The sequence below is a fragment of the Kitasatospora sp. NPDC057692 genome (assembly GCF_042799475.1).
Taxonomy (GTDB): Bacteria; Actinomycetota; Actinomycetes; order Streptomycetales; family Streptomycetaceae; genus Kitasatospora.
Map to the genome: position 1 here is coordinate 49271 of NZ_JBHVIV010000010.1, position 13417 is coordinate 62687.

General features: G+C 75.9%; 10 protein-coding genes. 5 read left to right on the forward strand and 5 right to left on the reverse strand.

Annotated elements, in window-relative coordinates; genetic code table 11:
• Window positions 1-24: 24 nt before the first annotated feature.
• Window positions 25-2235, reverse strand: coding sequence for a HelD family protein (locus tag ACFVFS_RS08655; RefSeq protein WP_380621614.1), 2211 nt, complete (start codon window positions 2233-2235; stop codon window positions 25-27).
• A gap of 222 nt (window positions 2236-2457) precedes the next feature.
• The gene (locus ACFVFS_RS08660) at window positions 2458-3144 is read right to left on the reverse strand and encodes an RDD family protein (RefSeq protein ID WP_380621616.1); all 687 of its coding nucleotides are present in this window, start codon (window positions 3142-3144) and stop codon (window positions 2458-2460) included.
• Window positions 3145-3342: 198 nt separating this feature from the next.
• On the opposite strand from ACFVFS_RS08660, the gene ACFVFS_RS08665 reads away from it, so the two are divergent.
• Window positions 3343-3816 carry a GreA/GreB family elongation factor gene (locus ACFVFS_RS08665; RefSeq protein WP_380621618.1) on the forward strand — a complete coding sequence of 158 codons (474 nt, stop codon included), beginning with the start codon at window positions 3343-3345 and terminating at the stop codon, window positions 3814-3816.
• A 24-nt stretch (window positions 3817-3840) separates the two neighbouring features.
• Here the strand turns inward: ACFVFS_RS08665 and ACFVFS_RS08670 are convergent, their stop codons facing one another.
• Together ACFVFS_RS08670 and ACFVFS_RS08675 are read right to left on the reverse strand one after the other, a co-directional pair.
• Window positions 3841-4521, reverse strand: a complete 681-nt coding sequence (locus ACFVFS_RS08670) for a hypothetical protein (protein ID WP_380621620.1) — start codon at window positions 4519-4521, stop codon at window positions 3841-3843.
• 128 nt (window positions 4522-4649) lie between these two features.
• Window positions 4650-6692 (reverse strand): stealth family protein, encoded by a 2043-nt coding sequence (locus tag ACFVFS_RS08675; RefSeq protein ID WP_380621622.1) that lies wholly within the window; start codon window positions 6690-6692, stop codon window positions 4650-4652.
• A 479-nt stretch (window positions 6693-7171) separates the two neighbouring features.
• On the opposite strand from ACFVFS_RS08675, the gene ACFVFS_RS08680 reads away from it, so the two are divergent.
• From ACFVFS_RS08680 to ACFVFS_RS08695, 4 genes are all read left to right on the forward strand, one after another.
• Window positions 7172-9919, forward strand: a complete 2748-nt coding sequence (locus ACFVFS_RS08680) for a M4 family metallopeptidase (protein ID WP_380621624.1) — start codon at window positions 7172-7174, stop codon at window positions 9917-9919.
• A 497-nt stretch (window positions 9920-10416) separates the two neighbouring features.
• Entirely contained in the window at window positions 10417-11358 is a 942-nt protein-coding gene (locus ACFVFS_RS08685) for a SigB/SigF/SigG family RNA polymerase sigma factor (protein WP_380621625.1), read from the forward strand.
• Between the two features lie 242 nt (window positions 11359-11600).
• Window positions 11601-11981: an STAS domain-containing protein gene (locus tag ACFVFS_RS08690; RefSeq protein ID WP_380621627.1), complete on the forward strand. Its 381-nt coding sequence runs from the start codon at window positions 11601-11603 to the stop codon at window positions 11979-11981.
• 95 nt (window positions 11982-12076) lie between these two features.
• Complete coding sequence (locus tag ACFVFS_RS08695) at window positions 12077-12586, forward strand: GNAT family N-acetyltransferase (protein ID WP_380621629.1); 510 nt, start codon at window positions 12077-12079, stop codon at window positions 12584-12586.
• A 68-nt stretch (window positions 12587-12654) separates the two neighbouring features.
• On the opposite strand, the gene ACFVFS_RS08700 is transcribed toward ACFVFS_RS08695, so the two are convergent.
• Complete coding sequence (locus tag ACFVFS_RS08700; RefSeq protein ID WP_380621631.1) at window positions 12655-13392, reverse strand: VOC family protein; 738 nt, start codon at window positions 13390-13392, stop codon at window positions 12655-12657.
• Window positions 13393-13417: the final 25 nt, after the last annotated feature.

Here is a 13417-nt window from a genome sequence, read left to right on the forward strand (position 1 = left end):
GCCCGCCGCCCGGGGAGGCACGCTTCAGTCCTCCCGCAGGACGATCGTGCACAGCCGCTTGGTGGCCCGGGTGAGCGCGACGTAGAGGTCGCGCTCACCGCCGGGGCGGGCGGCGGTGATCCCGTCCGGATCGACGACGACGGCCGTGTCGAACTCCAGGCCCCGGGCCTCGGAGGCGGGCACCAGCCGGACCTGCTCGGCGGTCCCCGCCGCCGGTGCCTCCGCCAGGGCCGCCGTCAGCGCGACGACCGACGCGTCCGGGCAGACCACGCCGATCAGCTCGCCGGGATGGGCGGCCGCCTGCTCGCGCAGCTCCGCGCCCAGGACTCCGGCCAGCGCGGCGGGCGAGGCACCGAGGGTGCGCGGCCGCTCGCCGTGCCGGATCGAGCCGACCGGCGGCTGGTCCGGGGCGATCCTGGCCAGCAGCTCGCGGGTGGTGGCCAGGATCTCCTCGGTGGTGCGGTAGCTGACGGTCAGTGTGCGCAGGTCGAAGCGGGTGCCGAGGTGCGGGGCCAGCGCCTCCTGCCAGCCGCGCGCGGTGGTCGCCGGACCGGCCTGGGCGAAGTCGCCGACCAGCGTCATCGACCGGCCCGGGCAGCGCCGCAGCACCATCCGCCACTGCAGCGCGGTGAACTCCTGCGCCTCGTCCACCACGACATGGCCGAAGGACCGCTGCGGCGGGCCGTCGAGCAGGGCCGCCGCCTCGTCGAGCAGCGGCAGGTCGGCGTCGGTCCACGGCGCGCCCGGGGCGCGCGGCAGCAGCGCGCGCTCCTCGGCGGTGAACTCCGGCAGGTGCGCGGCCAGCACCCCGGGGTCGCCCAGCAGGGCGTCCACCACCGCGGCGGGCGTCAGCCGCGGCCACAGCCGCTCGACGGCGCGCTCGACGTGGTCGTCGTCGAGCAGTTCGGCCCGCATCGCGTCGACGTCGAACCCGGGGCCCTCGTCGGCCGGACCGGGGTCGTGCCCCAGGCGGCGCAGGTCCGCCGCCGCGATCCGGTCGAGGTCGATGCCGGTCAGCGAGGCGACCTCGGCGTCGATCCGCTCCAGCGTCTCGGCGGCGCCCCGGGCCAGCGCCGCGGTCACGGAGTCCACCAGCAGCTCCTTGAACAGCCGGCGGGCCCGGTGGTGGGCGAGGCCGCCGCCCCGGGCGGCTTCCCGCACCCGGGCGACCTCGGCCGCGTCGAGCCGGACGTCCTCCTGCCCGACCCGGACCTCCAGCCCGCCCTCCGGCGCCTGCCGCGCGCGCACCACCGCGGCCAGGGCCCCGGCCATCGCGGCGTCGCCCTTGAGCCGGGCCGCCCGCAGGTCCTCGACGGCCTCCGCGAGCCAGGCCTCCGCGAGCCCGGCCCCCGCGAGCCCGGCCCCCGCGAGCCCGGCCCCCGCGAGCCCGGCCCCCGTTGGAGTAGCTCCCGTGGGAGCATCCCCCGCGAGTCCGCCGGCCAGCTCGGCGCAGGTCGCGAGGACGACGTCGTTCTCGCCGAGCGAGGGCAGCACCTGCGAGATGTAGTCCAGGAACCGGGCGTTCGGCCCCAGCACCAGGACGCCCTGCTCGGCGGCCTTCGGGAAGGCGTACAGCACATAGGCGGCGCGGTGCAGCGCGACCACCGTCTTCCCCGTGCCGGGGCCGCCCTGGACGACGGTGACCCCCCGGTGCGGCGAGCGGACGATCGCGTCCTGCTCGGTCTGCAGGGTCGCCACCGCGGTGCCCATCCGCCCGGTGCGCCGCTCCTGGAGCGCGGCGGAGAGCGGGCCGTCGCCGACCACGTCCTCGGCGGTGGGCTCGGAGCCGTCGAGCAGCTCGTCGCTCACCCCGACGACGGCGCGCTGCGCCAGGCGCAGGTGCCGGCGGCGGCGCAGGCCCATCGGGTGCACCGGCGTCGCCTCGTAGAACGCGCGCGCCGCGTCCGCCCGCCAGTCGACCAGGGCCGGCAGCTCGTCCTCCCCGCGCTGCAGGCCCAGCCGGCCGATCCGCAGCGCCGTCCCGTCCGCCAGGTCGATCCGCCCGAAGACCAGTCCGCCCTCGGCGCCTTCGAGGCGGCGTACCTCCCGGGCGAGCCGCTCGGCCGCCGACTGCCGCTCGTACGCCTCGCCGGCGCCGTCCGCCCGGGTCGCGAGCGTCACGGCGAGCTGCGCCCGGGTGTCGGCGAGCCGGTCGTCGAACAGGGCGACGACGGCGGCCACCTCCGCCCGCTCCAGTCGCACCTGGCGTACCACGTTCTCCTCGGCCTGCGGCACAGGAAGCGCTCCCCTCTCGGTTTCGGCCTGTCACTATGCGTGGTCGGGCGGGGAAAGTAAACGTTGACCTGAGGCCCCGAACCGTGTCCTGGCCCCGGTCCAGCCCGAACCGTGTCCGGGCCCCCGCCCCGGCCCCGTCGCCCGGAACGCCGCCGACCGGGCACCCGGCCGCGCGGCGGCGGCCCGGGTGTCCGGTCGGCGGGTGGTACGGGGAGGCGGTTCTCAGGACTCCTTGATCACCACGGTCTTGGCGGGCTTGTCGTGCAGCGCCTGCTGGAGCGGCTTGTCCCACAGCGGCCACAGGACGTTCAGCAGGGCGAACAGCGAGCCGATGCAGTACACCGCGTTGGGCAGGGTGTAGAGCGCCGCGCGGATCAGCAGCGAGTTCTCGGCGGGCTTCCCGCCGCTGCCCTGGTCGACCACCCGCAGCTTCATGACCTTCTTGCCGACCGTCTGGCCGCCCTGGGTGAGCAGCATCGCGGCCTCGTAGCCGAAGGAGAGCAGCGCCGCCACGACGTAGTACAGGATCGAGGCGCCGATGACCGCGAAGAGCAGCACGGTGGGGATCAGCAGGACGCCGACGTCGATCAGCCGGGCGACGAGGCGCTCGCCGATCGGGGCGAGCGGGCGGCCGGTGGGCACCGGGGAGCCGCCGTAGGCGCCGGCCTGGGGGTGCCCGTGCGGCCAGGAGCCCTCGGGCTGGCCGTAGGGCTGCTGCGGGGGAGTGCCGTAGCCGGGCTGCCCGTACGGCTGCTGCTCTCCCTGCGGCTGGCCGTAGGGCTGGCCGTACGGGGCCTCCTGCTTGTACGGCTGCTGCTCGCCGCCGTAGGGGTTCTGGTTCTGCTGGCCGTAGGGATTGTTCCCCTCGTACGGGTTCTGGCCGTGCCCCGTCGGACCGTTGGTGCTCATTCTGCTGGTTCCCTGCCTCGGCGATGGTGGTACGGCTGTTCTATCGATCTCGCGTCGGCCCGGGAAGACCGATCGGCAAGTCGTTACCGATCAGGGGCACCGCCGTCGCCGAGCCGTGGGACGAGGAGTCCGATATGTTCGAAAATGCCGGAATCAGCCCGCGCCGCCCGCCGCGGCGGCCCGACCAGGGAGACGGCCATGACCGGTGCACCCGAACCCATCAGCGACGTCGGCCGGACCGCGTCGGAGCGGGAGCTCGCCGAGCTGCGCACCGAGCGCGCCGCCGTCGCCGCGACCCTGCGCGGCGACGACGAGGTCGGCGACTCGGCCGACCAGGCCGACGAGTTGCAGCGGGCCGACCGGCTGGACCAGCTGGACGGCCTGATCGCGGGGATCGAGGGGCGGCTGCGCGAGGCGGCCGCGGCCGGGGCGCCGAGCACCGAGAGCGTCGGCGTCGGCAGTACCGTGACCCTGCGCTTCGCCGACGCCGACGAGATGACCGTCCGGATCGGCGAGCTCGCCGAGGAGCTGGATCCGGACCTGGTCACCGCGGACAGCCCGCTCGGGCAGGTTCTGCTCGGGCGCCGGGTCGGCGAGACGGTGGAGTACGAGGCCCCCGGCGGCCCGACGACCGCGTTCGTCGTCTCGATCGGCGGCGAAGCGGCGGCGTGACGGAGCGCCGGGGGTGCCGTCGGCTCAGGCGGTGAGCTGGCCGGGACGGCCCGGGACCCAGAGCGGCACCGGTGCGGTGGGCGCCATGTGACGGGCCGCCTGGGCGTCGAGGACGGCCAGCGCCCGGTCCCGGTCGCCGTCGGTCAGCTCGGTCAGCGCGGCGGCCGCCGCGCGGGCGCAGGCCAGGACCAGGGCCAGCAGGTCCTGGCGGCGGCAGTGGTCCCGGACGTAGGCCTCGCACCGTTCGGCGACGTACCGGGTGTGGGACTCGCGCTCGTCCTCGGCGGCCGGGCCGGTCCCGGCGCCGGCCGAGCGGACCCCGTGCCAGAGCAGGACCAGCGCGTCCGGTTCGGCGGGGTGGGACGTCCCGGTCCGCCGTGCCAGCTCGCGGGCCTCGGCCGACTCCCGGCCCAGCCGCTCCAGGGCGGCCGGGCCGTCCCCGCGGTGGCGCCGCAGCACCAGCTCCGCCGCCCGCGCCACCACCGCCCGCAGGACGGCCTCCGCCGGCACCCGCAGGCCGGGCGCCGCCGGATCGGCGAAGGCCAGCCACGCGTCGGCGAACGAGGCCGCCCGCAGCTGCCCCAGCCAGGGCGCGGCCCCGGCCGGGGGCGCCAGCCGCTCCTCGACGGCGAGGCGGATCAGCCCCACGCCGATGAGGTCCGGCGCGCCCGCGTCCGGTCCCAGCCCGATCAGTTTTGCCCTCACTGCGTACCCCCCGGTCAGCGGCCGTCACTCGTGGCGGCCCATCCCATCACAGAGCGGCGTGGACGAACTTGACCGCGGCCTCGATGAGACGCACGCCACGCGGGCGCCGGGGTCGTCAGCGCGGGTCGTCAGCCCTGGTCGGCGGGTCCCGCGGGCTCGGCGTCGGCGCCGCCGGCCGCCTCCTCGGAGGCCTGCGCGGGCTGCTCGGCGGCCGTCGAGGGCTCCTCGCGCAGTTCGAAGGGCGACGGCACCGGGAAGTAGGTGCGCAGGAAGCCCGTGACGGCCTCCTCCTGCTCCTCGGGCGACATCAGGTCGCGGGTGCCGTCCGCGAGGCAGAAGTAGTCCGCCCAGCGCTCCTCGTGGAGCTGTGCGAGCCGGCCCATGTCCTCGGTGCTGTCGGTGACGAAGTAGCCGTCGTAGAGGTGGCCCTCGACGGTGCGGGCGGTGGCGTGGCCGTAGTGGATGGCCAGGGTCACCGGCGCCAGGTCGTCGGCCGACCGGAACGGCGAGCGGACGGTGTCGTGCAGCTCGCCCTCGAACCGCTCCGCGCTCTCGGCCAGCACGCTGCGGCGCAGCGGGTGCGGGGAGTGCTTGAGGGTGCGCGGGTAGGTCTTGCCGACGGCCTGCGCCAGGGCGCTGCGGGTGTTCTTCTGCGCGGCGACGTACACCGAGTCGCCGGGCTCGGCCCCGCCCGGCGGGATGATCCGGTTGTCGGGGAAGTACCGGGGCATGCCGTTGCCCAGGAAGAAGTCCTCCGGGACGAGCGGACGGCCGAGGAAGACGTCGTCGTTGAGGTACAGGAAGTGCTCGGCGAGGTCCGGGACGAGGTGCAGCCGGGTCTCGATGGCGTGGGAGTTGAAGACCGGGCCCGCGTCGGTGCCGGCGAACAGCTCGCGGTGCGGGACGACGGTCAGGCCCGGGTGGTCGGTGTCCAGCCAGTGCGGCGTCTGGTCGTCGGTGACCAGGTGGACCCGGCGGATCCACGGGGCGTGCGCGGCGAGCGCGCGCAGGCAGTAGCGAAGCTCGTCGCGGTTGCGGAAGCGCTGGTCGGCGTCGCCCGCGATGCCGCTCTCGGCGACCCCGTCCTCCTCCGCGATCGGGGCGGCGGTGTGCGCGAGGCGCGCGCGGGCGGCGGCCCGGCGCTCCTGCCAGGCGGGGTCGGAGTCGTCGACCCAGGTGATCACGGCGTCGATCGGGAAGCCGACCTGCTCGGGGAGCGAGACGGCGAAGACGTCGAGCAGCGGGAAGGGCCGGCCGCCTATGGTCGTGGTGGCGGTGGCCTCCAGCGAGGGCACCCACCAGCCGAACGGGGTCTCGTCGATCGACGCGATGGCGCCCTCGGAGGGCGCGGCGGAGTCCCAGAACTCCAGGTCGCAGCCGGTGTCGGGGCCGTACAGCAGGGTGTCGATCACGGCCGGGCGGTAGATCCGCACGCCCTTGACCCGGTCCGCCGGGCCGTCGTCGCGGCTCTGCTCCTCGTCCTGGCCCCGCTCCCGCTCCCCGTCCCCGTCGGTCCCGTCCTCGGGCGCCTTCGGCGCGGGGTCCAGCAGCTCGACCGCGCCGGGCAGCTGCTCGGCGAGCACCGTGGTGAGGGTCCGTCCGTGCTCCAGCAGGTCGGCGTAGACGGCCTGGCCCGCGAACGCGGCGGCCAGCGCCTCCAGCACCGCCGACCGGTCGCCGGGGCGGATCGCCACCCGGTGGCGCGGGTGCCGGTCGGGCACGATGCCGTGCGCGATGCCGGCCTCCTGCAGCGCCCTGCTCACCTCGGCCAGGTTGCCGTCCCGGCGGTCGGCGGGCAGCAGCGTCCGGCGGGCCTCGGCCAGCTGGTCGCGGTGGCGCACGATGCCCGGGAGCGTGCCGAGCAGTTCCTCCTCGCGGGCGGAGCGCTCCTCGGCGAGCCGCTCGTAGGGCGGCTGCGGCTCCTCCTGCGCGGCGTGCTCCTCGTGCCCGGCCCCGTCGCGCCCGGCCTCCTCGTGCCCGTGCCCGGGCGCGGCCCCGGGCGCCGCCTCCTCGCTCCAGGCGTCGGGGACGACCTCCTGCGGCACGGCGGCCGGCTCGGCCGGGGCCTCGGCGACGGGTCCGGAGGGCGTTCCGGCAGCGGGTCGGCTGCGGCGGGTCAGAGCGGTCAGCGGGCGCATCTTGGCCGCGAGGCCGGCCGGGCGGATGGGCAAAGGGAACTCCAGAGGCGCCCCGGAGGGGGGTGCAGGTCAAGGGGCTTTCAGGTCGGACGAGATCGTATGCGACTCTCGAAATTTTGTGTTGAGCAATGGTAACAATCACATGTCTATTTGACCCCTAGAGGTGTCGGACCTGCGGGATTCGCCCGTTTTGCAGTGCGTTCAGCCGTTCTGATGGAACGTCATCGATTTGCCGTTCCCTCGCGTTTGTCGCCTTTCGCGGAAATCGGGAATTTGCCCGCCGGCAATTGTCATGACTTGGCCAGCATGCTTCGCGCCCGGCGCCCGGTCCGCGGCTGGCTCGCTCCACCTGCATATGCAGATGGTCGACATATGACGAGGGTTGGCCTATGGTGTGGCGAGGCGGGAGGCCGGCGCCGGAGAACGGGCGAGCCGTGGGGGTGTGGGACGCCCGCCGCAGACACGTGGTCCGGCAGCCGGCCGGGCTCTCCGTCTCCCGTGGGAGGACCGCAGTGCGCCACCGTTCCCGTTCACCCAAGCTGCTCGGCGTCGCGATCGCCGCCGTGCTCGGCCTCGGCCTGGGCCTGCCGCCCGCGTTAGCCGCACCGGCCGCCGATCCCGACCCCGTCCCGGAGCTGGTCGCCGGATCGGACACCGCCGCCCCGCAGTTGGTCACCGGCCTGGCCGAACGCGCCTCCGGTGCCACCCCGGGCGAGGCGGCCCGCGCCCACCTCGCCGCCCACCGGGACCGCTACCGGGTCGACCCCGCCCAGCTGGTGGAGTCCGGCACCGAGGTGGCGGCCGACGGCCGTCGCACCGTCCGGTTCACCCAGCGGCACGGCGGCCTCCCGGTCTTCGGGGCCGCCTACCTGGTCCACCTGGTGGGGGAGGGGGCCGGGCAGCGGGTCGAGTCGGTGGGCGGCAAGTACTTCACCGGGCTCACCGCCCCGACCGTGCCGAGCGTCCCGGACGAGGTGCTGCGCCGGCTCGCGCTCGGCGAGGTCGAGGACCCGGCCGCCCGGCAGGGGGCCACGGCGGAGGACCACGGCCTCGTGGTGCTGCCCGGCGGCACCGGCCGGCTCGCCCGCCACTTCACCGTGCGCGGGACCGGCGCGGCCGCCGAGGCGGGGAAGGCCCGCGAGGTCTTCCTGGACGCCACCACGGGCGAGGTCGCGCTCGGCTACGAGGTCCGCGCCCCCTACCCGGCCGGGACCCCGAGCGCATCCCCGGCCGCCGGGGCCGTCGGTGCCACCGGCGCCGTGGAGCCCGCCACCGGCACCGCCCCGGACGCCCTCGGCCACCCCGTGCCGGTGAACATCGGCCGCCTCCCGGACGGCACCTACCAGCTCACCGACCTCACCCGCCCCGCCGTCATCACCACCTACGACGCGCAGGGCGGGGAGGAGATGGACTACAGCGGCAGCCTGCCCGCCGACGCCCGCCCGGCGGCCTCACCGAGCCCCGACTTCCCGGCCTCGACCGGCACCAGCGGCGCCACCGACGCCCACCTCAACGCCGCCGCCGTCGACGACTTCTACCGCACCCGGCTCGGCCGCGCGGGGATCGACGGCAACAACGGCCCGATCACCTCCGTCGTCAACGTCACCAGCTTCGGCAAGCCGCTGGAGAACGCCTACTGGGACGGCCGGAAGATGGTCTACGGCGGCGGCAGCGGCACCTACCACCCGTTCTCCGCCGCCCGCGACGTGGCCGGCCACGAGATGACCCACGGCGTGGTCAAGCACACCGCGCAGCTGGTCTACGCCGGCCAGTCCGGCGCGCTCGACGAGGCCGTCGCCGACTACTTCGGCAACGCGATCGAGGTGACCAGCCGCGGCATCCCGATGACCGACCCGCGGGCCGCGCTGCTCGGCGAGAGCCTGTGCCGCACCGGCACCCCGGAGTCCTGCGCCGTCCGCCGGCTGGACGACCGCCGCACCACCGTCGCCGACTACGTCGGGGCCCCCGCCGGCGTCGACAACGGCGGCGTGCACCTCAACTCGACCATCGTCTCAGGGGCGCTCTGGGACATCCGGCGCACCCTCGACCCGCTCACCGCCGACCGCCTGGTCTACCGCGCGCTCGCCGAGTACCTCACCCCGCTGGACGGCTTCGTCGACGCCCGCAACGCGGTGCTCGCCGCCGGCCGGGCGCTCGGCCTCGGCCGGGCGCAGCTGCGCACGGTGGCCGCGGCCTTCGACGCGCACGGGATCAAGGAGGGCTGGCAGCGCCGGATCGGCGTCGACAGCCACCCGCTGCTGCGCGAGCTGTCCACCGAGAGCATCGCACCGGACGCGGCCGCCGGCCGCTGGGTGGCGGCGACCGCCGGGAAGGGCGGCAAGGGCAGCCTCGGCGTCTACGCGGGCGCCGTCGCCGGCTCCGCGGAGCCGACCCGGCTCAGCCCGGAGGACGGCCGCTCGCACGGCTGGCCCGCCACCGACGGCACCTCCGCCGCCTGGGCGGCGATGGGCCAGGGCGTCAACGGCCAGTGGGGCATGGAGGTGTTCGCCCGGCCGCTGGACGGCGGTCCGGCCCGCAGCGTCCACAGCGCGGCCAACCAGTACGTCGGCGACGTGCGGATCTCCGGCGGCGACGTGGCCTTCCTGGCCGACGACTTCACCACCGGCCGCACCGGGCCCGTGCTCTCCCGGGGCGGCGCCCCGGCGGTCGCGATCCCGCTGCCCGACGGCCACAGCGCCTCCGACCTGGCCCTCGAGGACGGCCTGCTCGCCTGGACGGAGAGCTGGAGCTCCGGCGGGCGGACGGTGAGCGCGCCGACCGTCTACTCGATCGCCGCGGGCCGGGTCGTCGCCCAGTACCCGGTGGGCGACGCGGCCGGCACCTCCGAGACCCGGGCCTCCGCGACCCGCCTGGCCGGCGGCCGCCTGCTCTGGGTGGAGACGCCCGAGGACCCGTCCCTCGGCAGCTCGATCCGCTCCGGCGCGCTGGACGGCTCGGGGACGGCCCTCGTCCTGGCCGGCGGCACCGCCGAGCCGCGCCGGATCACCGCCCTCACCGCCACCGACCGGGCCGTCACCTTCGGCTACGCCGGCGGCCGGGTCGGCGGCGGCGTGAAGAACGCCGACCTGCCGAAGCTCTGGCAGCTCCCGCTCACCGGCGGCACCCCCGAGCGGGTCTCCTGCAACCGCGGCGGCCAGTACGCGCCGGTGGCGGACCGGGGCACCCGGGTGCTCTGGCTGGACGCCACGGCCGGTCGCACCGATCTGGTCGTGCGCGAGCGCGCGGCCGGCACCTGCTGACCGGAGGGCGGCTGCCCCGGGATCCGACCCAGGGCGCCTGACCCCGGCGCCCGGACCCCGTCCGCCCTCCGGTCGCCCGCCCGGCCGCTGCCACCCCGCAGTGGCCGGGCGGGCCCTTTCCGCCGTCACCACCGGCATTCCTCCCCGCCCCCTCCGGTGCTTGGCGGTGCGGGGCAGGGGCACCCGCCCGTATGTCCGGGGGCCGCAGGGCGCCGGTGGGGAGGCGGCGGTCCTGGACCGTCCGGACCGTCGGACATGTCAGGCAAAACGGAATGGACAGGCATCAATCGCCCCATCCCGGGTACCAGCCTCATCGGAGCGGCCGTGAAGCACCGGAGTGCCACCGCCGACCGCTCCCGCGCCCGTCGGGCGCCACCTGGACCGTCGCTTGAAGAAGCCGGGCAGAGGTCCTCGGGAAGAGGAGCCGCCGTGTGCGCGGGCGAGTCCGCCCGACGTTCTCGCGGCCCGTGGCGTTCCCGCTGCCCTGGAGAACAGCCGTGTCCACACCGACACTCCGAACCGGCCACCGCGCCGACCCCCCGCATGCCCCGTCGACCGCGTCCTCCGCACCGCCGGACGGGTTGCCGCCGGACCTGCCCCCGCGCCCCACCGAGGCGCAGCTGCGGGTCATGGGCAAGACCGAGGCCCGCGAACTCAGCGACGCGCTCTTCGAGCGGCTCGCCGGGCTTCCCCGCGAGACACACGCCTACAGCTACGTCCGCGGGACCATCATCGAACTCAACATGCCGCTGGTGCGGTTCATCGCCGGTCGCTTCCGGCACCGCCCGGAGGACATGGACGACATCCTCCAGGTCGGCACCGTGGGGCTGATCAAGGCCGTCGACGGCTACGACCCGGCCCGCGGCGTCGAGTTCGTCACCTACGCCATCCCCACCATCGCCGGCGAGATCAAGCGCTTCTTCCGGGACACCTCCTGGCCGGTGCGCGTGCCGCGCCGGATGCAGGAGTGCTACCTCGCCGTCGCCCGCGGCTCGGACCGGCTGGAGCAGCAGCTCGGCCGGCTGCCGCATCCCGAGGAGATCGCCGAGGAACTGCACCTCACCGTGGAGGAGGTCGTCGAGGGGTTGGTCGCCAGCCGGGTCTACCGGCCCAACTCGCTGGACGCGCTGCGCGAGCAGGACACCGACGAGTCCGGCAGCGCGCTGCTGGACCGGCTCGGCGCCTGCGACCCCGGTATCGAGCTGGCCGAGTTCCGCACCTCCGTCCGGCCGCTGATCGGGCGGCTGCCCCGCCGTGAGCAGGTGGTGCTCAAGCTGCGCTTCTGGGAGGACCGGACGCAGTCCGAGATCGCCGAGCGGATCGGCGTCTCGCAGATGCACGTCTCGCGGCTGCTCTCCACCACCCTCGCGCACCTGCGCGAGCAGCTGGAGGAGCGCGCGGCGGACACCGCTCCGCACGGCCCGCCCGAACCGGGCTGACCATCCCTTCCACAACCGGCGCCCCTCCGGGCGTTTCCGGCCCCCCGCAGCGGTTAGCCGCGCTGCGGGGGGCCGTCGGCACGAAGGAGGAGCCTCCGCGACCACGCCGCCGTCGAACGACTGCTCGCCGATGGCGCTCCCGGGCACGGGCTGCGCCTCGTCCCCGCCCGCGCGGCCCCCTACCGGACCGCGTGAGCCCCGGTGCCGCCGGACGGCACCGCGTACCAGGAGGAGCACCCGCCATGACCCGCCGACCAGCCCGACCCCCCGACGGCACCGCGACCGTGCCGGACGTACCCGCCGGCCTCACCGTCCACGCCCGCCCGTGGGCCCGCGGCAGCGTCCTCGCGCTGCACGGCGAACTCGACCTCGACTCCGTCGCCGTCCTGCACCGGGCCCTCGACCGCGCCCTCGCCCTCCCCGGCACGGTCGTCGTGATCGACTGCGGCGACCTCGCCTTCTGCGACTCCACCGGCATCGGCGCCCTGCTGGAGGCCGCCGTCCGCGCGGCCGGCTTCGGCAGCCGGATCGAACTCGCCCGCCCCCGGCCCCTGGTCCGCCGGGCGCTGGAACTCACCGGCGCCACCGACGCGTTCCCCGTCCTCGACACCGTTCCGCCGTAGGCCGTGTCCGACCGTTCCCGCCGGGCGTGCGGGGCCGGGGCACGCACGCCCCCGGGGCGCCGACCCCGGAGGCCGCCGATCGGATCCGCGCGGCCGTGAGCGGGCTGCCCGCCGCCGGACTCGCCGACCCCGGGGTGATCGCGAGAGCGCTCCCGGTCGGCCGGGTGCTCGCACCCGCCGCGCTCGCCTACGTCTCGGCGGCCGGCTTCCGGCCGGCCGCCGGCCAGGGGCCGTCCGTCGAGCGGCTGCCGGCCGGGCACCCCGAGCTGACCGGCCTGGAGCGGGCCGCCGGGGCCGAGGACGCCGCCGAGGCCGGCCTGGACGAGATCACCTCGCCCGCGTTCGCCGTCCGGGTGGACGGCCGGATCGCCGCCGCGGCCGGCTACCGCCGGGGGCCGGCCCGCACGGCCCACCTGGCCGTGCTGACCGCGCCCGACCGGCGGGGCCTGGGCCTCGCCCGCGCGGTCGGCGCCGCGGCCGTCCGGCACGCGCTCGCGCAGGACCTGTTCCCGCAGTGGCGGGCGCGGGTCCCGGCGTCGCGGCGGGTGGCGGCCGGGCTCGGCTTCGCCGAACTCGGCTTCCGGCTCAGCGCCGAGCCGGTCTGAGCGGGTGGCGGCCCGGTCCGGTCAGGCCGGCGCCTCCGCGAGCGGCGCCCGGCGGCGTCCGGCCGAGGTCAGCGCGGGCTGAGCAGGCAGAACTCGTTGCCCTCCAGGTCGGCGAGCACCGTCCAGGAGATCGCGGAGGGGTCCACACCGGCGTCGGTGGCGCCCAGGGCGAGCAGGCGGGCCTTCTCGGCCGCCGGGTCGTCACCGCGGTAGGGGCTGATGTCGAGGTGGACCCGGTTCCACCCGCTCTTGGTGTCGGGGGTGCGGACGAACTCCAGGTAGGGGCCGACGCCCTGGGCGGAGCGCATGGTCGCGTGGTCGTCGGCGACCTCGTGCAGCGTCCAGTCGATGGCCTCGTCCCAGAACCGGGCCATCTCGCGCGGGTCGGCGCAGTCGACCACCACGGCGGCGATCGGCCCGGTGCCCCGGTAGACCGGGCGGGGCTCCAGGACGCAGAACTCGTTGCCCTCCGGGTCGGCCATGACCGTCCAGGGGACGTCGCCCTGGCCCACGTCGGCGAGGGTCGCGCCGAGCCCCTTCAGGCGGGCGACCAGCTCCTCCTGGTGGGCCTTCGAGGTGGTGGCCAGATCGACGTGGACCCGGTTCTTCCCCGTCTTGGGCTCCGGGCGGGCGACGAGGTCGATGCAGACGGCCGTCGGGTCGGGGTAGGCGAAGCCCACGGGTTCGAGGTTGGTCACGCCGGGGCCCTCGCTGTCGACGCCCCAGCCGAGCGCCTCCGCCCAGAACCGGCCGAGCGCGGTGTCGTCCTGGGCCTTCATGTTGATCTGTACAAGTCGTGTCGCCATGCCGAAGATCATATTCACTGGGATG